General features: G+C 69.8%; 16 protein-coding genes and 1 tRNA gene. 12 read left to right on the forward strand and 5 right to left on the reverse strand.

Annotation, left to right across the window (positions count from 1 at the left end; genetic code table 11):
* Positions 1 to 278: 278 nt before the first annotated feature.
* Entirely contained in the window at positions 279 to 815 is a 537-nt protein-coding gene (locus tag B0F77_RS39730; RefSeq protein ID WP_143467166.1) for a hypothetical protein, read from the forward strand.
* Here B0F77_RS39730 and B0F77_RS39735 read toward each other — a convergent pair.
* A complete protein-coding gene (locus B0F77_RS39735; protein WP_086668228.1) occupies positions 793 to 987 on the reverse strand; it encodes a PspC domain-containing protein in 195 nt (64 codons plus the stop codon). The genes B0F77_RS39730 and B0F77_RS39735 overlap by 23 nt on opposite strands.
* A gap of 134 nt (positions 988 to 1,121) precedes the next feature.
* Between B0F77_RS39735 and B0F77_RS39740 the strand changes: the two genes are divergently transcribed.
* On the forward strand, positions 1,122 to 2,384 hold the full coding sequence (locus B0F77_RS39740) for a hypothetical protein (RefSeq protein WP_086668229.1): 1,263 nt from the start codon (positions 1,122 to 1,124) through the stop codon (positions 2,382 to 2,384).
* Here B0F77_RS39740 and B0F77_RS39745 read toward each other — a convergent pair.
* Together B0F77_RS39745 and B0F77_RS39750 are read right to left on the reverse strand one after the other, a co-directional pair.
* Positions 2,288 to 2,893: a TetR/AcrR family transcriptional regulator gene (locus B0F77_RS39745; protein ID WP_086668230.1), complete on the reverse strand. Its 606-nt coding sequence runs from the start codon at positions 2,891 to 2,893 to the stop codon at positions 2,288 to 2,290. The genes B0F77_RS39740 and B0F77_RS39745 overlap by 97 nt on opposite strands.
* Positions 2,894 to 2,920: 27 nt before the next feature.
* On the reverse strand, positions 2,921 to 4,300 hold the full coding sequence (locus B0F77_RS39750) for a class I adenylate-forming enzyme family protein (RefSeq protein WP_086668231.1): 1,380 nt from the start codon (positions 4,298 to 4,300) through the stop codon (positions 2,921 to 2,923).
* A gap of 105 nt (positions 4,301 to 4,405) precedes the next feature.
* On the opposite strand from B0F77_RS39750, the gene lnt reads away from it, so the two are divergent.
* From lnt to B0F77_RS39780, 6 genes are all read left to right on the forward strand, one after another.
* Positions 4,406 to 5,884 (forward strand): apolipoprotein N-acyltransferase, encoded by a 1,479-nt coding sequence (lnt, locus tag B0F77_RS39755; protein WP_245849273.1) that lies wholly within the window; start codon positions 4,406 to 4,408, stop codon positions 5,882 to 5,884.
* Positions 5,868 to 6,635, forward strand: coding sequence for a polyprenol monophosphomannose synthase (locus B0F77_RS39760; RefSeq protein ID WP_086668232.1), 768 nt, complete (start codon positions 5,868 to 5,870; stop codon positions 6,633 to 6,635). The genes lnt and B0F77_RS39760 overlap by 17 nt, the downstream gene beginning before the upstream one ends.
* Positions 6,636 to 6,723: 88 nt before the next feature.
* Entirely contained in the window at positions 6,724 to 7,677 is a 954-nt protein-coding gene (locus B0F77_RS39765; RefSeq protein WP_245849275.1) for an aldo/keto reductase, read from the forward strand.
* A 67-nt stretch (positions 7,678 to 7,744) separates the two neighbouring features.
* The gene (locus B0F77_RS39770) at positions 7,745 to 8,530 is read left to right on the forward strand and encodes a MerR family transcriptional regulator (RefSeq protein ID WP_211294270.1); all 786 of its coding nucleotides are present in this window, start codon (positions 7,745 to 7,747) and stop codon (positions 8,528 to 8,530) included.
* Positions 8,531 to 8,540: 10 nt separating this feature from the next.
* Positions 8,541 to 8,837 (forward strand): hypothetical protein, encoded by a 297-nt coding sequence (locus tag B0F77_RS39775; RefSeq protein ID WP_086668233.1) that lies wholly within the window; start codon positions 8,541 to 8,543, stop codon positions 8,835 to 8,837.
* On the forward strand, positions 8,834 to 9,310 hold the full coding sequence (locus B0F77_RS39780) for a TspO/MBR family protein (protein ID WP_086668234.1): 477 nt from the start codon (positions 8,834 to 8,836) through the stop codon (positions 9,308 to 9,310). The genes B0F77_RS39775 and B0F77_RS39780 overlap by 4 nt, the downstream gene beginning before the upstream one ends.
* A gap of 198 nt (positions 9,311 to 9,508) precedes the next feature.
* Here B0F77_RS39780 and B0F77_RS39785 read toward each other — a convergent pair whose 3' ends face one another.
* The gene (locus B0F77_RS39785) at positions 9,509 to 9,790 is read right to left on the reverse strand and encodes a hypothetical protein (protein WP_086668235.1); all 282 of its coding nucleotides are present in this window, start codon (positions 9,788 to 9,790) and stop codon (positions 9,509 to 9,511) included.
* Between the two features lie 50 nt (positions 9,791 to 9,840).
* Positions 9,841 to 12,411: an ATP-binding protein gene (locus B0F77_RS39790; RefSeq protein ID WP_211294271.1), complete on the reverse strand. Its 2,571-nt coding sequence runs from the start codon at positions 12,409 to 12,411 to the stop codon at positions 9,841 to 9,843.
* 121 nt (positions 12,412 to 12,532) lie between these two features.
* Here B0F77_RS39790 and B0F77_RS39795 point away from each other — a divergent pair.
* From B0F77_RS39795 to B0F77_RS39810, 4 genes are all read left to right on the forward strand, one after another.
* Positions 12,533 to 12,616 (forward strand) — tRNA-Tyr (locus B0F77_RS39795).
* 79 nt (positions 12,617 to 12,695) lie between these two features.
* The gene (locus B0F77_RS39800) at positions 12,696 to 13,187 is read left to right on the forward strand and encodes a Gmad2 immunoglobulin-like domain-containing protein (protein ID WP_086668236.1); all 492 of its coding nucleotides are present in this window, start codon (positions 12,696 to 12,698) and stop codon (positions 13,185 to 13,187) included.
* Between the two features lie 10 nt (positions 13,188 to 13,197).
* Complete coding sequence (locus B0F77_RS39805) at positions 13,198 to 14,415, forward strand: MFS transporter (protein WP_281252611.1); 1,218 nt, start codon at positions 13,198 to 13,200, stop codon at positions 14,413 to 14,415.
* A 160-nt stretch (positions 14,416 to 14,575) separates the two neighbouring features.
* On the forward strand, positions 14,576 to 20,041 hold the full coding sequence (locus B0F77_RS39810; RefSeq protein ID WP_086668238.1) for an ATP-binding protein: 5,466 nt from the start codon (positions 14,576 to 14,578) through the stop codon (positions 20,039 to 20,041).
* The last annotated feature ends 14 nt before the right edge of the window (positions 20,042 to 20,055 follow it).

Raw genomic sequence — 20,055 nt, forward strand, 5'->3', positions numbered from 1 at the left:
GGCTGCCGGAAGTTGTGTCCGTTACTCGCCCGGCGGACCCACGTCCGGCCTTGCTGGCGTCTGCAAGTACCACCAACCCATGATCAACAAGCACTTTGCTACTACCAACAGGACCGTTCTGGTCTGGGGACACGGCGGCGGCTCGGCGGGCGCGGAACGGGTTGGGTGCAGTTGAAGGCGATTCGATCAAGACTTGGTGGTACTTGCAGACGTCAGTCAGCACCCACGATGCCAGGGTTCCGGACAAGGCTTCTGGCCACTTGCTTAGAGTTCCGCACATGTGGGGACGCAGGACCGCGCCGCAGCGGTTGGCCGAGTCGGCCGGATTCACCTGGAAGCACGTCGGTGACCAGAACGAGCTGAACGTCGCGATGATGGCGGCCTACGTGGCCGCGAACCGGGCGGCGCCCGACGACGTGCTGCCGATGGTCGGGAAGGTCGCGGAGAAGCTGGCCGCCGACGAGGCGAACCACGACCTCGTGCTGGCGCTCGTCGAGAACCTGCAGAACCTCGCCTCGCACGGTCTGGAGCAGTTGCGCACGGCGGAGGAGATCCGCGCGGTGCTCGGGCCGCGCTGCCTCGGCGTGTGGGAGACGGTGGAGCAGTTCTGGGCGTCGGTCGTCGAGTGGCGCCGGGGCACCGGTGAGCCGCTGCGGTCCAATGCGGACATTCTGTCCGTCGAGAACGAACAGCTGCGCGCGAACTTGTGGACCTCGAACAGGAGCCTGGGCGACGGCACGCGTGTCGGCACCAGTGAGGCGCTCCTGTTCGAGAAGGCGGGCGGCGCCGAGATCAGTAACCGCGGTCCGGCATGATCACCCAGAGCACGAGGTAGACGACGAACTGCGGTCCGGGCAGAAGGCAGGACAGCAGGAACAGCAGGCGCACGGTGCTCGCCTTCATGCCCCAGCGCTGGGCGAGCCCCGCGCACACACCCGCGATCATCCGGTTGGTCCTGGGCCGGCTCAAAGCAACTGTCGTGGTCATATACCGAGAATGCCCACTTTCGTCCATCTGTTGCATCGGGGATGAACCCTGATTTCACCCGGACGTGTTACAGCAGGTAACCCGGGGGCTGTGACCTGCGACTCCACGGTTGTCCCGAACCTTGGGGAGCCGAGATGCGCGTTGATTTCCTCGTCGACACGGTGTTCATCGCGGTCTACGCGCCGCTGTTGTGGCATGCCTGGCAGTGGCTGCGGACCAAAGAGCAGGCGGGGCCGCCGTCGCCGCTGCGCAGTCTGACGCTGGCGGACAGCCCGTACCCGCGGGCGGTGCCGATCACGGTGCTGGCGGTGGCGCACCTCGCGGGCAATCCGGTCGGCCTGGTCGCGCTCGGGTTCCTGGCGCTGGTGGCCGTGGAGTCGGCCTGGCGCAACCGGATCAGGTGGGTGCGGGACCACCTGTGGGCGTTGGGGCGTCTCAGGGTTCCGGCGGTGATCGTGGTGCTGACGGCGGCGATTCTGCTGTTCGGCGACACGAGGTCACTGCGGCAGCCCGGGGTGGGGCTGGCGATGTGGATGGCGGCGGTCGCGATGGGGGCGAGCGTCTGGTTCGTGACGCGACGGCTGGTGCTGACGTCGTGGCCGCAGAAGACGTGGCGCAGCGCGCGGCCGGAGCTGGGGTCGTTGATCAGGCTGGCGCTGTGCGTGCTGGTCGGTGCGATCGGGTGGATCTACGGGCCGCGCGAGCTGACCGGGTACGCGGTGGTGCTCGGGCTGGTCGTGTTGCTCGGGCTCGTGTGGGTGGTGTGGGAGCTGGAGGACGCCGACGCCGCCGCGATCAAACGCGGTGAGGCGGACCGGATCCGGGAGAAAGCCGCGATGAGGCCCAGCCCACGGCAAAGGCCCGCCGTGATGCGGGTGGCGCGTGGGCTCGCGGTCACGCCGCTCACAGCGCTCGCGGTCGCCTACCTGCCGATGGCGTACGAGGCGGACGGCGCGAGCGTGCTCACGGCGATGCGGGTGCTGGTGCTCACCGGCGTCGCGGTGTTGTTCGGCGACTGGCTGATGGCCCGCAGCGCGAAAGGCCCTGACCACACGCCGCACCACTGGTGGTTCACCGCCGGGGTGGTGGCGGTGTCGATCATCAGTGTGGTGGCGGTGGGCGCGCTCGGGCGCACGTTGCCGCTCGCGGTGGTGTTCCTGATGTTCGCCGGGCTGTTGCTGAGCGAGGCGCAGCGGTTCGCGGAGACCGTGCCGGTGCCGAAAGGGTTGCTGTTCCTGGGTTTCACCCGCACGCCGGTCGCGTTGTTGCTCGCGACCTGCGTACTGGCCAGCGGGCTGAGCTATCCGACGGACGCGGTGGAGAGCTGGTCGACGAACCTCAGGCAGGTGGTGCGCATGACGTCCACGGTCATGGCCTTCGAGCCGGCCAAGACCTGAAGCGCGAGGCCGTCGAGCATGCTGACCAGCATGTTCGCCAGCTCCACCGGGTCGCCGGGGGCGTTGACCTCGCCGGTCGCCTGGCCGTCGCGGAAGATGCTCGCCACGATCTCGCGCCACTCGCCGTAGAAGCGCTCGTTGAGCTCCTGCAGTTCGGGGTTGCGGATGGCCTCGACCCAGAGTTCGGCCCAGATCTTCCACGCCTCGACCGTCTCGGCGCCCTGCGGCAGGTACGACTCGACGACCAGCCGCAGCCGGGACAGCGGGGGCTCGTCGGAGTCGAGGATCCAGCGGCGCCGCGTGAGCGACTGTTCGAAGCAGTGCGCGAACGCCGCGTCGGTGAGCTCGCGCTTGGTCTCGAAGTAGTAGTGGACCGTGCCACCGGAGACGCCCGCGTCCTTGGCCACGTCTGACACCCGGAGGTGGCGGAAGCCCTCGGACGCGATCACCTTGCAGGTGGACGCGAGGATCTGCGCCTTGCGTTCGGCTTCCACGCTTGGACGGGGCATCCGTCACCTCCTGATTTAGCCCGAACCTTACCGAAACTGGGAACGCAGCCTGCGCTTGTCGACCTTTCCCACCTTGGTCAGAGGGAGTTGGGAAACGATCGTGACGCCTCTGGGCTGGTAAAGCTCACCCAGTTCGGCAATGACCGAATCGCGGATCTTGTCGAAGCTGACTTCCTGTCCGTCGGTCACCAGGAACAGGTGGACGACCTCGCCGAGCGCCTCGTCCGGCTGGGCGACGGCCGCCGCCTGCCGGATACCGGGAAGCGTGATGAGGAAGTCGTCAAGCAGGCGTGAGTAGACGTTGTCCGAGGTGCGGCCGGTGACGATGACGTCCTTGCTGCGGTCGTTGAGGTACAGGTAGCCGTCGTCGTCGAAGTAGCCCATGTCGCCGGTGTTGAACCAGCCGTCGGACGTCTCGCTGAGCGGCGGCTCGCCCCAGTAGCCCTCCATGACGAACGGGCCGCGCACCCACACGTCGCCGTCGCGGGTCTCGACCTCCATCGCGGGGTTGGGCTTGCCGACCGTGCGCAACGTGTCCGGCCGGTCGAGGTCGACCTCGGTGGCGGGCATCATCGTGATGGCGTGGGCCTCGGTCATGCCGTAGCCCTGGTTGATGTGCGGGCCCCACTTCTCGATCGCCTGCCGCAGCCGTTGCGGGGCGAGCGGGGATCCGCCGACGATGACGCCGAACTGCGGGCCGGGGCAGTCCGGGTGGTCGAGAACCTCGTACATCATCGGTGGCACGAAGACCGTCGCGGTGATCTGCTCGTCGCGGGCGAGGCGCACGAACGTGTCCGCGTCGAACGTCGACGGGCCCAGCACCAGCTTCGACCCGGTGAGCAGCGCGGTCATCGTCGCGCTGGCCCCACTGCCGTGGGTGATGAGGGTGTTGGACAGCAGGTTCATGGGAGGCATGCTCGCCCGCGTCTCCCAGAGCCCGGTCCTGGTGGAACGGTGCACCGCGAGCTTCGGCAGCCCGGTCGTGCCGCCGGTGTAGGCGACGGTGGCGAACTCCGCCGCCGGGGCGCGTTCGACGGGGTTGCGGGGGAGGTCCTGGAGGTGCCAGCCGTCGATCTGCGTGCCGAACGACGGGTCGACCACGACGGCGGCGACCTCGGCGCGGGCGATCAGGGCTTCGAGTTCGGCCCGGCCGGGCTCCGGCGGCACGAACACCAGCCGGCCACCGAGCAGGTGGACGGCCAGGTTCAGCAGGACCGCCTCCGGGGTGTTGCCGACGTACACCGCCACGCCGTCACCGGGCTTGATGCCACGGTGGACGAGCCCGTCGGCCAGTCGAAACAGCAGGTCACGGGCCTGAGATCGGGTGAGGCGGGTGTCGCCGCCGATCACCGCCTCGCGATCGCCATCCGTGGAAAGCTTCTGGAGGACAAGATCCACGTAGGTCATACGTCCTGTGTACTCCGAGCCTCGTAGGCTGATCGGGTGGTCGCACCCCCCATTGCGCCGGAATCGCCGGAATTGCCCGCTCGCAGACGGCGGTTGAGCCGTCCGGTGCTGCTGCGAATGGCACTTGCCGTCGCCGGTGGCGCGTTGATCTACCTGAGCTTCCCGCCGCGGCCGCTGTGGTTCCTGGCACCGGTCGGGTTCGCGTTGCTGGCGTATGTGATCTACGACCGGCGGGCGCGGGCCGGGTTCGGGTACGGGTTGCTGTTCGGGCTCGGGTTCATGGTGCCGCTGCTGCGCTGGACCGGGGAGTTCGTCGGGCTGATCGCCTGGCTGCCGCTGGCGCTGGCGTGCGCGCTGATGATCTCGATCGGCACGGCCGCGATGGCGTTCGTGTCGCGGGTGCCGGGATGGCCGCTCTGGGCGGCGTTCCTCTGGGTGGCGGACGAGGCGCTGCGCGGTGTGTTCCCGTTCGGCGGCTTCACCTGGGGCAAGATCGCGTTCGGCCAGCCGGAGGGCTGGTACCTGCCGCTCGCGTCGCTGGGCGGGGCGCCGCTGGTGTCGTTCGCCGTGGTGCTGACCGGGTTCGGGCTGTTCTGGGTGTTCCGGAACTGGAAGCTCGGCGTGCCGCTGTTCGTGGTGCCGCTGCTGGTCGGGTTCGTCGTGCCGGTGGGGGTGGACGCGTCCGCCGGGACCGTGACCGTCGCCGCGATCCAGGGCAACGTGCCGCGCGCCGGGCTCGACTTCAACTCGCAGCGCCGCGCCGTGCTCGACAACCACGTGAAGCGGACCATCGAGCTCGCCGCGGACGTCGCCGCCGGCAAGGTCAAGCAGCCGGACATCGTCATCTGGCCGGAGAACTCCTCCGACATCGACCCGTTCCGCAACGTCGACGCGGCCGCGCGGCTCGACGACGCGGCGAAGGCGATCAAGGCGCCGATCGCGGTGGGGGCCGTGGTGGTCGACCGCAACGACGGGCTGCCGCGCAACCAGGTGGTGCTGTGGGACCCGGAGAAGGGGCCGACGGACACCTACACCAAGCGCAAGCTGCAGCCGTTCGGCGAGACGATGCCGATGCGGTCGTTCTTCCGGCTGTTCGCCTCGGAGGTGGACCGCGCGGGGGTGTTCCAGCCCGGTTCGGACCCGGACGGTTTCGTCATGGGGCCCGCGAAGGTCGCGATTGACACATGTTACGAAGTGGCGTTCGACTCAGTGGTCCGCGACTCCGTGACGGCCGGCGCGACGATCATCGCGATCCCGACGAACAACGCCACGTTCGGGTATACAGAAATGACCTACCAGCAGCTTTCCATGTCCCGACTGCGTGCCGTGGAGCATGGCCGGGCGGTCGTCGTGGCGGCCACCTCGGGGGTGAGCGCGATCGTTTCGCCTGACGGTTCCGTCACTCAGAAGACTGGCTTGTTCGTGCCCGGTGCCCTGGTCGCGGAGCTGCCACTTCGGTCGCAGACTACGCTGGCGACTTGGCTAGGAGCCTGGCCCGAGTGGGTGATGACCGCTGCGGGCCTTGCCGTGTTGGCGCTGGGCTTCGCACGACGACGGAAGGACTCGAATGGCGCAGCAGCCTGACCAGGAACTCGGGCAGGTGCTGGTGGTGATCCCGACCTACAACGAGCGGGACAACATCGGAAAGATCGTCAAGAGGCTGCACACGGCACTGCCCGATGTGCACGTCCTGGTGGTCGACGACGGCAGCCCCGATGGCACCGGCCAGCTCGCCGACGAGATGGCGGCCGCTGACGAGCGCGTCCACGTGATGCACCGCACGGAGAAGGCCGGACTCGGCGCCGCGTACGTCGCCGGCTTCCAGTGGGCGCTGGAGCGGGAGTACGGCGTCATCTGCGAGATGGACGCCGACGGCTCGCACGCGCCGGAGCAGCTGCATCGGCTGCTGGACGCGCTGCCCTCCGCCGATCTGGTGCTGGGTTCGCGCTGGGTGCCCGGCGGCGAGGTCGTGAACTGGCCGGCGAAGCGCAAGTTCCTGTCGCTGGGCGGCTCGTTGTACTCGCGGCTCGCGCTGGGCGCGTCGATCCGCGACATGACGGGCGGCTACCGGGCGTTCCGCGCGGACACCCTGCGCAAGCTGAACCTCGTGTCGGTCGCGTCGGCCGGCTACTGCTTCCAGATCGACCTGCTGTGGCGGACGCTGGAGCTCGGGTTCCGCGTGCGCGAAGTGCCGATCACGTTCCTGGAGCGCGAGTTCGGCGAGTCGAAGATGAGCGGCAACATCGTCCGCGAGGCGCTGATCCGCGTCACGAAGTGGGGTCTGCGCCGGCGCGGGAACCAGGTCAAGGACCTGCTCACCGGCAAGAAGAGGTAACGATGAACGGCGCTTTTGTGCACCTCAGGTGCACAAAAGCGCCGTTCATCGATCGTGCGCGTTCGATCACTTGGGGGAGTGGAACAGCGTGGAACAGCGACAGCTGTCCGGAATCGGCGTGAGTGCGTTGTGCCTGGGCACCATGTACTTCGGCACGACCGTGGACGAGCAACGGGCGTTCGAGGTCCTCGACCGGTTCGTTGAAGTCGGCGGCACGTTCATCGACACCGCGAACACCTACTCGTTCTGGGTGCCGGGCGGCACCGGCGTGGAGAGCGAGGAGCTGCTGGGCCGGTGGCTGGCCTCGCGCGGCGTCCGTGACGACGTCGTGCTGGCGACCAAGGTGGGCGCGTTGCCCGACCCGCCGGGCGCCGCGTGGCCGGAGCACGCGGAAGGGCTGTCGCGGGCCGTGGTGCGCACACAGGCAGAGGCCAGCATGCGCCGCCTGGGCACCGACCACCTCGACGTGTACTACGCGCACATCGAGGACCGCCGCACGCCGTTGCACGACACCGTGGAGACCTTCGCGTCGTTGGTGACCGACGGCCTGGTGCGCGCCGTCGGGTGCAGCAACCACGCCGCGTGGCGCGTCTCTGCTGCGCGCGAGATCGCCAGGGCCTCGGGGCTGCCTGGATTCGCCTGCGTCCAGCAGCGCCACACCTACCTGAGGCCGCGGCCGGGCGCGGAGTTCGGCGCGAACCCGCACATCAGCGACGAGATGCTGGACTACGCGCGCACTGAACCCGATCTGACCGTGCTCGGTTATTCGGTGCTGCTGTCCGGCGCGTACACGCGGTCCGACCGGCCGTTGCCCGAGCAGTACGACCACGAGGACAGCCGCAGCCGGTTGAAGGTGCTGGCCGAGGTGGCGGCCGAACTGGACGCGACACCGAACCAGGTGGTCCTCGCGTGGCTGCTGGGCGGAAACCCGCCGGTGCTGCCGGTGCTGGGCGTCAGTTCGGTGAGTCAGCTCGACGAGTGCCTCGGCGCGCTCGACCTCGTGCTGGACGACGAGCAGCGGCGCCGGCTCGACGACGCGTAGCCGGCCGTTGCACCATCTTGCGGCCTCCGCGCATTACGATTCAGATTCGGTGCAGCGGAGGTGAGCGGTGGAGTGGAGTGCCGGCGCGGTCGCGCGGATGCTCGGCATCTCGCCCACGACCCTGCGCACGTGGGACCGCCGGTACGGGCTGGGTCCCAGCACGCGTCAGGAGGGCAAGCACCGCCGCTACAACGACGATGACCTCGGGCGTCTCAAGCGCATGCTCGAACTGACCGGCTCGGGTGTCTCGCCCGCGTCGGCTGCCGCGTCCCTGGCGCCGGCCGGTGACCTGGACTTCGGGGCCGCCGCCGACCGGCTGGACGCGGCGCAGATGCGCAGGGTGGCCGTCGGCCTGATCGCCCGCCACGGTGTCGTGCACACGTGGGACGCGGTGCTGATGCCGTTCCTGATCGAGCTCGGCGAACGGGTCTCGTCGACCGCCGCCGGTGTCGACGTCGAGCACGTCGCGAGCGGCACGATCTCCGACGCGATGAGGGTGTCCGGGATCGCGGTCGGCCCGCCCGCGGTGTTGCTGGCGTGCGCGCCGGACGAACAGCACAGCCTGCCCCTCGACGTGCTGGCGGCCGCGCTCGCCGAGCAGAACTGCGTGTCCCGCAACCTAGGCGCCCGCGTGCCCGCCACCGCCCTGGTGAGCGCCGCGGCCCGGTTGGAGCCGCGGGTTGTGTTCGTCTGGGCACACGACCGGGTGTACGCCGAACAGGCTCCGCTGGCGGAACTGGCGGTTCCGGTGCTGGTCGGCGGGCCGGGATGGGACGACGTGCCGCTGCCGGAGGGTGCTACGAGGGCCCGGACGCTCGCCACTGCCGTTGAAACGATTTTGAATCGAATATAGACTTCAGGGCATGAGCCTCGCCGACCGGATGATCCGCCTCGTGTGGGCGGTCGGCGGCGAGGACGTGGCCGTACGGATTCTGCGCGCGCATTGGCGGGTGTTGCCGTCCGACGACCCCTTGGGGCGTGCCCTGCGGGATCGGCTGGTCGAAGCACTGCGCGTGGAGTTGCCTGGCCGGCTCGCCGCGATTCGCCAGGCCGTGCTGGCTGACGAACTGTCTCTGCTCGACGACTCCGAACGCGCGGCCCCCAGCCGTGCCACGGTGCTCGCCATCGTCCGCGCCCTGCCTGTCGGGAGTCCCTCATGACCGTGTTGCCTCTGCGCCATCACCCCGTGCGGGTCCTGTTCGTGTTCGTCGCGGCGGTCGTCGTGACGGCGGTGGTGGGTTCGCTGTTCTCGGTGTCGGCCGGCGACGAGTACCTGAGCCTGCAACGGCCGTCGTGGGCGCCGCCGGCGTGGTTGTTCGGTCCGGTGTGGACGGTGCTGTACGGGCTGATCGCGTTGTCCGGCTGGCTGGCGTGGCGCGGTGGTGCCGGGCGCGGCGAGCTGACGTTGTTCGGCGCGCAGCTGGTGCTGAACGCGCTGTGGACGCCGTTGTTCTTCTGGCTGGGCTGGTACGGGATCGCGTTCGCCGAGATCTTGTTGCTGTGGATGGCGATCCTCGTGCTGATCGTCGTGTTCTCGTGGCGCAGCAAGGCCGCCGCGCTGCTCCTCGTGCCCTATCTGGCGTGGGTGAGCTTCGCGGCGGCCCTCAACCTGTCGATCGCCGCGCTCAACTGATGCGTTCACCCTTGATGGCGTCTGCAAGTACCACCAACCCAATATCAACAAGCACGTAACTACTCCCAACATGGACGCTCCGGGCCGAGGGCACGGCAACGTTTCGTCGGGTGACGAACAGGTTGGGTGTAGTTACAGGCGATTCGATCAAGAGTTGGCGGTACTTGCAGACGCACTCGGCACCAACGAGCAAGGCGCTCAGCCGGTGACGGCCGGAGTGAACTCCCGCAGCACCTCCATGCCGGTGGCCGTGGGCGTGCCGGACGGCGTCGGCCCGAGCACGCGGGCCAGGATCGGGCCGAGCACCTCGCGGAAGAAGCGGTCGGCGTGGTCCTTGGTCTCCCAGACGGCGATGATCCGGAACTCGCCGTCGGCCTGGCAGGCGTAGCGGGCGCGCAGGCCGTCCGGGACGGCAGAGCCCATGACCTTGTCGAGCTGTTCGAGGGACTGGGTGGGCGGGGTCGCGATGGTGAGCCACATGGTGTTCCTCCTGAAGTCGGTGTGGCTCAAACCTAGGAAGTTCGCGCTGGTCAGCCATCCGCCGGAGTACTCGGTCGGGTACTCATCCACGCCGCGATCTGGCTGCGGGTGCTGAAGCCGAGCTTGGTGAGGATGTGCTGGACGTGGTTCTGGGCGGTGCGTTCGGAGATCACCAGCCGCTTCGCGATCTGACGGTTCGTGAGGCCGTCGGTGACCAGGCGGGCGACCTCGTGCTCGCGGCTGCTCAGCTCGGTCGTCGTGAACGCCGTCATGCCCAGCGCCCGGATGACGCGGTCGGCGGCACGCTGCCCGGCGTCGGCGTCCTTGCCCAGCGCGCGCAACGCCGAGGCCAGGTACCAGCGGGCTTCGGCGGCGAACGCGGGCGCTCCCGCCCAGGAGGCCTCGTCGACGGCGCTGGTGAGCTCCTCGACGGCCTGCTCCACCTCACCCAGTGCGAGGTGGCCGCGGCTCAGCGCGAGTGAGACCGGGCCCATGTAGGCGACGCCGTTGCCGGCCGCGTGCGCGCCGCGGAACTGCGCCAGCCGAGGCAGGATCTGCGCGAGGTCGTCGGTCAGGCCCAGGCTGGAGGTCACCAGGACGGCGTCGACCAGGCCCGGCAGCACGAAGAACGCGGGCAGGTCCCACTCGCCGATCGGGCCGGCCCGGCGGAACCACTCCAGCGCCTCGTCGCGCAAACCCGCGCGGTCCAGCAGGAACGCCCGCGTGAGCTTGGACATCAGGCGGAAGCGCGGTGGCGGGTCGTGGAAGTGGCGGGCCAGCGTCAGGCCGTCCTCGGTGACGCCGAGGTGGCACGCGAGGCCGCACTGCAGGGCGAAGTAGGCGCCGGACGCGGGTTCGCGTTCGATGACGCGCATGCGGTCGAACGCCCGCCGCCCGACCTCCTGGGCCTCGGCGAACCGGCCCTGCGCCTGGGCCAGGCACGCCGTCACGACGTCGAGGTGCCACAACGGGACCTGCCCGCCGACGCGCTCGCAGGCCAGCCGCAGCGCCGGCAGTTCTTCTTGTGCGGCAGCGAGTTCACCGCTCTCGATCAACGCTTGGATCCGCCACAGCGATCCCCACATCGCCCCGCGCGGGCTGTGCGTGCGGTGGGCGAGGTCGATCATCTCGGCGGCGAGCCGCAGCCGTTCGGCGCGGCCGGCCGGACCGGGACACGCCTCCTGCCGGGCGTGCAGGGCCTCGGCGAGCGCGCGGTCGTCGTGGCTGCGCCGGGCCAGGTCGAGGGACTCGCGGCTGAGGTCGTCGAGGCGGTGCTGCTCGCCCCGGTAGAACGCGAGGTGGCTGCGCTGGGCGAGCAACCTGGCGCGGGTCGCTGGGCTGACCTCGTGGCGCAGTGCGTTGTCGCACAACGGGGTCGCGATCGCGTTCACGCCCGCTCCCGGCGCGGCTTCGAGCACGAGCGCGGCCTCCGCGATCTGCTCCGGGGTCCGCGCCAGCTCGGCGGCGCGCTGGGCGGCCTGCACGCACAACGCGAGGTCGCCCGCGAAGTACGCCGCCTTCCCCAACGCCGCCTGGATTTCGCAGCTGTCCTCGAAGGCCGCGGCCGCCGCGTAGAGGCGGGCACCCTCCTCGTAGGCGAGCCGGGCCACCGCGTCCTCGGCCGCCCGGATCGTCCACCCGCGAGCTTCTTCTGGCACGCCGCAGGCGTTCCAGTGCCGGGCGACGTCCGCGAACCGGGTGCTGTCCGCCATCGCCTCCGCGATCCGGCGGTGGATCGTGCGGCGTTCGGCGGTGGTGAGCGAGGCCTCGACGGCGTCACGGGTCAGCGCGTGCACGAACCGGTGCCCGGTGGCGTCGATCAGGGTCGTCGCCTCGTCCAGCGCGCTGATGGGCAGCCCCGAGGCTTTGGCGGCCAGGTCCAGGTCGAAGTCGCGGCCGATCAGCGCGGCGGTCCTGACCAGCTCCCGCGCGTCCTGGCCGAGCCGGTCGAGGCGGGCGGTGACGATGTCCCGGACGCTGCGCGGTGGCTGGTCGGCGCGCCAGGTGCCGTCCTGCACCGCACGGGCGATCTCCGTGACGAACAACGGGTTTCCGCTGGTCAGCTCGTGGATGGTGGCGGCGGGCCCGGCCCCGGTCAGCTCGGCGACCTCGTCGGCGGACAAGCCGTGCAGGTCGATGCGGACGGCCGAGCGCATGAGGTCCGCGACCGCTGGGCACGGGTCGCGGAACGTGGCGAACAACAGCACCCGCCGCAGGTTCGTGGCCAGATGCGCGAGCACGAGCAACGACGCCCGGTCGGCCCAGTGGACGTCCTCGACGATGATCACCAGCCCGGCGCGGTCGAGCGCGGTCGCGATCGCGTCGAACACCCGGAAGCGGTCCTGCGGCACCTCGGCGTCGTGCGCGAGCACCTCGTCCGGATCGGTGCCCGCGGCCTTCAGCACCTGGCGCCACGGCCAGAACGCCGGTGCGCCTTCGGTTTCGACGCAGTGCCCCCACACCACCTCACGGCTGAGTGCGAGCGCGTGCCCGGCGAGTTCCTGGGCCAGCCTGGTCTTGCCGATGCCGGGCTCACCGCCGCACAGCACCAGCCCGCCGGTCTCCGCAGCCAGCCACGACCGGATCATCGCGAGCTCGCGGCCGCGCCCCACCACCTTCACACCCACCTATCGCGGCCGTGCTGATCCGCGTTTCGGAAAATCGATTGAGCGAACGGTTCGCGAGAGGCCATCATTTCGGTGTCACCGCAGCTCAGAGGCCACGAAAATGGGTTGCGACAATGGTGGAGATGGGGCTGTGGAGCCCCGCCTGTCTGTAAAACAGGAGCCTCGGGCAAAGGCGGTTCGACTCCGTCCTCCACCACCAGCCGTTGCGCCACGGGGGTGAATCCCGGCAACGCCCCCACCCCTCGCCACGACCTAGTAGGCGAGGAAGGGGAGTCATCATGTCGATCGATGTCCAGCAACCGAGGCCGCTCGGTCTCGTCGGGAGCCACGTCCAGATCGCCGGCACCGCGGGCGGTGCGTTCGAGGCGCAGTTCAACTACCGGATCCACGAAGGGCACGACGAGGTCGTCGGCGGGTTCGTGGCCGGTGACGGGACCGGTGGCCACGGCCAGTTCCAGGTGAGCGTCGACGTGTCCGGCGCGTCGTTCGCGCTCGACCGGCTCTTCGTCGAGGTGTTCTGGGTGTCGCCGGAGGACGGCGCGGAGCTCGACAAGATCATCGTGCCGGTCGTGTACGGGCCGCGGATCGTGCCCGGCTACCGCGTCTACACCGAATACACGATCCAGCCCGGTGACACGTTGTTCGGGATCGCCGCGCAGTTCTACGGCAACGGCAACCTCTACACGCGGCTCGTGCGGGCGAACCCGCACGTCATCACGAACCCCAACGTGATCCACCCCGGGGATGTGATCCGAATTCCGCAATCCTGACCTGCGGACGCTGTGGACCGACCGCGAGTTCGGGAAGCTCTGGCTCGCCAGGGTGATCTCGACCGCCGGCTCCGCGGTGTCGGGCGTCGCGCTGCCCGTCCTCATGTACTCGCTCACCGGCAGCGCCGTGCACACGGGAGCGCTCGCGGCCCTCACCGCCGCGCCCTACCTCGTGTTCGGGTTGCTCGCGGGTGCGCTCGTCGACCGCATGGACCGGCGCACGGTCATGGTCGTCACCGACCTCGTCAGCGCCGGGCTGCTGGTGAGCGTGCCCGTGGCGGCCGCGGCAGGCGCGCTGACCCCGCTGCACCTGCTGGTGGTGGCCGGGGGAGCGGCGAGCGCCAACGTGTGGTTCGACGCGGCCAACTTCGGTGCCATACCCGCGCTGGTCGGCACCGAGCAACTCGCGCGGGCGAACAGCACGATCTGGAGCGCGGCCACCGCCGTGCACGTGGCCGCGCCGTCCGTCGCGGGCGTGCTGATCTCGGTGATCGGGCCGGCCGGGACGATGGCGCTCGACGCGCTGAGTTTCGCGGCGTCCGCGGCACTTGTCCGGATGATCCTGCGGCCGTTGAACCGGCACCGCGAACCCCGGATCTCCCTCAAAGCGGACATCCGGGAAGGACTCGAGTTCCTCTGGAGGGAACCCACAGTCCGGCTCTTCACCGCCTTGGGCGTCGGTCAGGCCGTCGCGGGCGGTGCCGTGTCGGGGCTTCTCGTCGTCTACGCCTTCCGGATCTTCGACGTCCCGGAGTACGACGCGAAGATCGGCGTGCTGTTCAGCGCGCTGGCCGCCGGGTCGTTCGCCGCGGTCGTCGTCATGCCCGCGATCAGCGACTCCTGCGAGCCCCGCCGGGTCACCGCGACCGGGCTGCTCGCTGGTGTCGTGGTGATGGGTCTGCTGGTCGGGGTGCGGGTGTGGTGGCTCGCGGTGCTCAGCGTGGCGTTGTGGGGCCTGACCTCGACGATCGTGATCGTCAACGGGCTGACCGTGCGGCAGCTGATGACGCCTGATCACCTGCAGGGCCGGGTCAACCTGGTCGGGCGCATGGTGTCGTTCGGCGTGGGGCAACCCCTGGGGGCGATGGCAGGGGGAGTCCTGGCCGACGCGCAGTCCGTCCGGATCGCCTTGGTGATCACGGCGTTACCGCTCGTGCTGGCGGCGGGGATCGGATGGTCCCAACTGCACAAGCAGCCGCGTCGTGAGTTGGGACACGGGCTCAAGTGAAGCTGTGCCGAGGACCTGGGTGCTTGTTGGTTTCATACAAAGCACGCTGCTCAACTCGCTTCGATCTAGCGGTTTTCCTACCGGTTAGTAGACGAGAGTGTGTACATCGATTGGGCGGCGACTGCCGCTGAGGTCGTAATGTCCGCGAGGAGCCAAGTCGTTGTTCAGTCGTGTAGCGATCGTCAACCGCGGAGAAGCCGCTATGCGGCTGATCCACGCCGTCCGTGAGCTCGCCGCCGAGTCAGGGGAACGGATCGAGACCGTTGCCCTGTACACCGATGTCGACAAGTCCGCGCCCTTCGTCAGGGAAGCCGACCTCGCCTACAACCTCGGCCTGGCGGCCGATCGTCCGTACCTCGACCTGAAGGTGCTGGAGACCGCCCTCGTCGAGACGAAGGCCGACGCCGCGTGGGTCGGCTGGGGCTTCGTCGCCGAGATCCCCGAGTTCGCCGAGCTGTGCGAGAAGATCGGGGTCACCTTCGTCGGCCCGTCCGCCGAGGCCATGCGCAAGCTCGGTGACAAGATCGGCTCGAAGCTGATCGCCGAGGAGGTCGGCGTTCCGGTCGCGCCGTGGTCGCGCGGTGCCGTCGAGAACCTCGAACACGCCCTGCAGGTGGCCGAGGAGGTCACCTACCCGTTGATGCTGAAGGCGACCGCCGGTGGTGGTGGCCGCGGCATCCGCAAGATCACTTCTCCCGCGGAGCTGGAAGAGAACTTCGAGCGCACCAGCCTGGAGGCCGCCCGCGCGTTCGGCTCCGGCGTGATGTTCCTGGAGCGCCTGGTCACCGGCGCCCGGCACGTCGAGGTGCAGGTCATCGCCGACGGCCAGGGCACGGCATGGGCGCTCGGCGTCCGCGACTGCTCGGTGCAGCGGCGCAACCAGAAGATCATCGAGGAGTCGGCGTCCTGCGTGCTGGAGCCGCACCAGGTCGACGAGCTGAAGGCGTCGGCGGAACGGCTCGCGAACGCGGTCGGCTACCGCGGCGCGTGCACCGTCGAGTTCCTCTACCACCCCGGCGAGAAGCTCTTCGCGTTCCTCGAGGTCAACACCCGCCTGCAGGTCGAGCACCCGATCACCGAGATCACCACCGGCTTCGACCTGGTCAAGGCGCAGCTGCACGTCGCGGGCGGCGGCAAGCTCGAAGGCGAGAAGCCCGCCGAGCTGGGGCACGCCGTCGAGGCCCGGCTGAACGCCGAGGACCCGGACCGCGACTTCGCGCCGTGCCCCGGCACGATCGTCCGGCTGGAGCTGCCCGCCGGTCCCGGTATCCGCGTCGACACCGGGGTGGCCGAGGGCTCGCAGATCCCCGCCGACTTCGACTCGATGATCGCGAAGATCATCGCGTACGGCCGCGACCGCGACGAGGCGCTGGGCAAGCTGCGTCGCGCGATGGCCGAGACGACCGTGATCATCGAGGGCGGCACGACCAACAAGAGCTTCGTGCTCGACCTGCTGGCCGAGCCCGCCGTGATCGACGGCTCGGCCGACACCTCGTGGATCGACCGCGTCCGCGCCGACGGCGGCCTGATCTCGCACCGCCACTCCGCGATCGCGCTGGCCGCGGCCGCCATCGAGGTGTACGAGGACGAGGAGCACATCAACCTCACCCAGCTGCTGGCCTCGGCGCGGGGCGGCCAGCCGCGCACGAACCACGAGGGCGCGACCAAGCTGGAGTTCGTGCTGCGCGGCCAGGCGTACGTGGTGCAGGTCGCCCGCATCGGTGCCGCGAAGTACCGCGTGGGTGTCGCCGCGGCCGACTCGGACGTCGTGCTGCACGGTGACGTCGACGTCGAGCGGTTCGACCACCACGTCGGCCAGATCACCGTCAACGGCACGCGGTTCCGCGTCGTCACCGGCACCCACGGCCCGGTCCACCAGGTCGAGGTCGACGGCGTCACCCACCGCGTCACCCGCGACGAGGGCGGCGTGCTGCGCTCGCCGATGCCCGCGCTGGTCGTCGCGACCCCGCTGGAGGTCGGCGCCGAGGTCGAGGCCGGTGCGCCGGTGCTGGTGCTCGAGGCGATGAAGATGGAGACGGTGCTCCGCGCGCCGTTCCGCGCCCGCCTGAAGGAGCTCAACGTCGTCGTCGGCACCCAGGTGCCCGCCGGTGGCGCGTTGCTGAAGCTGGAGGAGATCGAGGACGCGGAAGGCGCTGCCGAGGAGCAGAAGTCCGAGTCGTCGGTCGAGCTGGAGCTGCCCGCGCCGCGCACGGACGTTCGTCCGGAGGAACTCGCCGCACGTGGTCTCGACGACCTGCGCGCGTTGCTGCTCGGCTTCGACACCACCGCCGCCGACACCGAGCGGGTGCTGTCGAACTACATGGGTGCGCGGCAGGATCTGCAGGAGCGGCCGCTGGTCGAGGAGGCCAAGCTGCTCGGCATCTTCGCCGACGTCTGCGACCTCTCGCGCAACCGCCCGGCCGGTGAGGAGACCAAGCCGGAGAACCACATCCACTCTCCGCGCGAGCACTTCCACACCTATCTCAAGACGCTGGACGCGGACCGCGCGGCACTGCCGGAGAGCTTCCGCGCCCGCCTGCAGAACGTGATCGGCCACTACGGCATCACCGAGCTCGACCGCACGCCGGAGCTGGAGCAGGCCGTGTTCCGCGTCTTCGTGGCGCTGCGCCGCGGCGTGTTCGACGCGGCCGTCGCGACGACCCTGCTGCGCCAGTGGGTGCAGGAGGCGCCGCCGGTCGAGTCCGAGCGGGTGCGGGTCGGCCTGGTGCTCGAGCACATCGTCGCCGCCACCCAGGTCCGCTACCCGGCGGTCGCCGACCTGGCCCGCAGCGTCGTGTTCACCTGGTTCGCGCAGCCGTTGGTGCGCCGCACCCGCGCCCGCGTGCACAGCGAGGTCCGCAAGCACCTGATCCACCTGGACTCCTCGCCCCAGGCCGCCGACCGCGAGGAGCGGATCGCGGCGATGGTGGCGTCGGCCGAACCGCTGGTGCGCCTGCTCGGCCAGCGCATCGGCAAGCCGGGCGCGGACAACACCCCGTTGCTGGAGGTGCTGGCCCGCCGGTACTACACCAAGAAGGCGCTGGCGAACCCGCGCGTGCGGGGTGCGTTCTTCCTCGCGGAGAACGAGCCGGAGCAGACGCGGCTGGTGTCGACCGCGGTGGAGTTCCCGGCGCTGGCGGACGCCGTCGGTGACGTCGTCAAGCACGGCAACGGCAGCGCGGTCGTCGCGGACCTCTACGTCAACTGGACCGACGGTCCGACCGACCCCGACGAGATGGCCGCCGGGCTGGGCGCCGCCCTGGCCGCGCACCAGCTGCCGCCGACGATCACCCGCATCACCACCACGGTGGCGGGCCGGCGTGGCGAGTCGATGCACCACCACTTCACCTTCCGCCCGTCCTCGAACGGGTTCGCCGAGGAGAGGCTGGTGCGCGGGCTGCACCCGCGCATCGCCGAACGCATGCAGCTGGAACGCCTGCGCGAGTTCGACCTCACGCGTCTGCAGTCGGTGGACGAGGACGTGTACCTGTTCCGCGCGGTGGCCAAGTCGAACAAGTCCGACGAGCGTCTGGTGGCGCTGGGCCAGGTCCGCGACCTGACGCCGTTGCGCGACGACGACGGCCGGATCCTCGCCCTGCCCGCGGCCGAGGACGTGCTCGCGGCCTGCCTGGACGGCATCCGCCGGGCCCGCGCGCAGGCCGGTGGCCGGACTCGCCTGGCCACCAACCGGGTCGTGCTGTACGCGTGGCCGCCGACCGACCTGTCCTCGAAGGACCTCGACGCGGTCGCCACCCGCGTCGGGCCGACGACGACCGGCCTCGACCTGGAGGAGGTCCTGTTCCTGGCGCGCCGCAAGGACACCGTCACCGGTGAGCTGACCGACATCGGCGTCCGGATCGCCAACAACGCTGGTGCCGGGATGTCGTTCTCGTTCGTGCAGCCGCCGACCGAGCCGATCCAGCCGCTCGACGACTACCGCCAGAACGTCCTGCGCGCCCAGTCACGTGGCACGATCTACCCGTACGAGCTGGTCGACATGCTCGTCGGCGACGGCGGGTCCTTTGTGGAGCACGATCTGGTCGACGGTGCGCTGGTGCCGGTGGACCGCCCGCGTGGTGGCAACAAGGCCGGCATCGTCGTGGGTGTCGTGACGACGCCGACGCCGGCGTACCCCGAGGGCATGAAGCGCGTGGTGCTGCTCGGCGACCCGACCAAGTCGCTGGGCGCACTGGCCGAGCCCGAGTGCTCGCGGGTGATCCACGCGCTGGACCTGGCTGCGGAGCTTTCCGTTCCGCTGGAATGGTTCTCGCTGTCGTCCGGCGCGAAGATCTCGATGAGCTCCGGTGTCGAGAACATGGACTGGGTGGCCGCGGCCCTGAAGCGGATCGTCGAGTTCACCCAGGCCGGTGGCGAGATCAACGTCGTGGTCAACGGCATCAACGTCGGCGCCCAGCCGTACTGGAACGCCGAAGCCACGATGCTCATGCACACCAAGGGCATCCTGGTCATGACCCCGGACTCGGCGATGGTGCTGACCGGCAAGCAGGCGCTGGACTTCTCCGGCGGCGTCTCGGCCGAGGACAACTACGGCATCGGTGGCTACGACCGCGTCATGGGCCCGAACGGCCAGGCGCAGTACTGGGCCCCGAACCTGCGGTCGGCGTTCGACGTGCTGCTGGCCCACTACGAGCACAGCTACATCGCTCCGGGCGAGTCGGGTCCGCGCCGGGTTCCTTCGTCGGACCCGGTTTCCCGTGACGTGTCGTCGTACCCGCACATCGCCGGCGACAGCCCGTTCGCGACGGTTGGCGAGATCTTCTCGGTCGAGTCGAACCCGGACCGCAAGAAGCCCTTCGACATCCGCACGGTCATGCGCGCGCTGTCCGACCAGGACCACGACGTCCTGGAGCGCTGGGCGGGCATGGCCGACGCCGACACCGCGGTCGTCCAGGACGTGCACCTCGGCGGCATCCCGGTGACGCTGCTGGGCATCGAGTCGCGCGGCGTGGCCCGCACCGGCTTCCCGCCCACCGACGGCCCGGACACCTACACCGCCGGCACGCTGTTCCCGAAGTCGTCGAAGAAGGCGGCCCGCGCGATCAACGCGGCCTCGGGCAACAGGCCTCTTGTCGTGCTGGCGAACCTGTCGGGCTTCGACGGCTCGCCGGAGTCGATGCGCGAGCTCCAGCTGGAGTACGGCGCGGAGATCGGCCGCGCGATCGTGAACTTCCGCGGCCCCATCGTGTTCACCGTGATCTCGCGGTACCACGGCGGCGCGTTCGTGGTGTTCTCGAAGGCCCTCAACCCGTCGATGACGGTGCTGGCGGTCGACGGCTCGTACGCGTCGGTCATCGGCGGCGCGCCCGCCGCGGCCGTCGTGTTCGCCCGTGAGGTCGACGGCCGTACGGCCAACGACCCGCGAGTGAAGAAGCTGGAGTCCGCTGTCGCCGAGGCTTCCGGTGCCGAGCGGGCCGCGCTGACCGCCGAGCTGACCGCGACGCGTCAGTCCGTGCGGACGGAGAAGCTGAACGAGATGGCCGCCGAGTTCGACCGGGTGCACAGCGTGCAGCGCGCGGTCGAGGTCGGGTCCGTGGACGCGATCATCTCGGCGGCGGAGCTGAGGCCGGCGATCATCAAGGCGATCGAGGCCGGTCTGGCTCGCTAAGCAGGCTGCCGGAA

This window comes from Lentzea kentuckyensis (genome assembly GCF_002150765.1).
GTDB classification, from domain to species: Bacteria; Actinomycetota; Actinomycetes; order Mycobacteriales; family Pseudonocardiaceae; genus Lentzea; species Lentzea kentuckyensis.

Coding starts and splice junctions, on each gene's coding strand:
- B0F77_RS39730 (WP_143467166.1), top strand. CDS start 279: ATGTGGGGACGCAGGACCGCGCCGCAGCGGTTGGCCGAGTCGGCCGGA.
- B0F77_RS39800 (WP_086668236.1), top strand. CDS start 12,696: ATGTCGATCGATGTCCAGCAACCGAGGCCGCTCGGTCTCGTCGGGAGC.
- B0F77_RS39735 (WP_086668228.1), bottom strand. CDS start 987: ATGACCACGACAGTTGCTTTGAGCCGGCCCAGGACCAACCGGATGATC.
- B0F77_RS39740 (WP_086668229.1), top strand. CDS start 1,122: ATGCGCGTTGATTTCCTCGTCGACACGGTGTTCATCGCGGTCTACGCG.
- B0F77_RS39785 (WP_086668235.1), bottom strand. CDS start 9,790: ATGTGGCTCACCATCGCGACCCCGCCCACCCAGTCCCTCGAACAGCTC.
- B0F77_RS39780 (WP_086668234.1), top strand. CDS start 8,834: ATGACCGTGTTGCCTCTGCGCCATCACCCCGTGCGGGTCCTGTTCGTG.
- B0F77_RS39745 (WP_086668230.1), bottom strand. CDS start 2,893: ATGCCCCGTCCAAGCGTGGAAGCCGAACGCAAGGCGCAGATCCTCGCG.
- B0F77_RS39760 (WP_086668232.1), top strand. CDS start 5,868: ATGGCGCAGCAGCCTGACCAGGAACTCGGGCAGGTGCTGGTGGTGATC.
- B0F77_RS39775 (WP_086668233.1), top strand. CDS start 8,541: ATGAGCCTCGCCGACCGGATGATCCGCCTCGTGTGGGCGGTCGGCGGC.
- B0F77_RS39750 (WP_086668231.1), bottom strand. CDS start 4,300: ATGACCTACGTGGATCTTGTCCTCCAGAAGCTTTCCACGGATGGCGAT.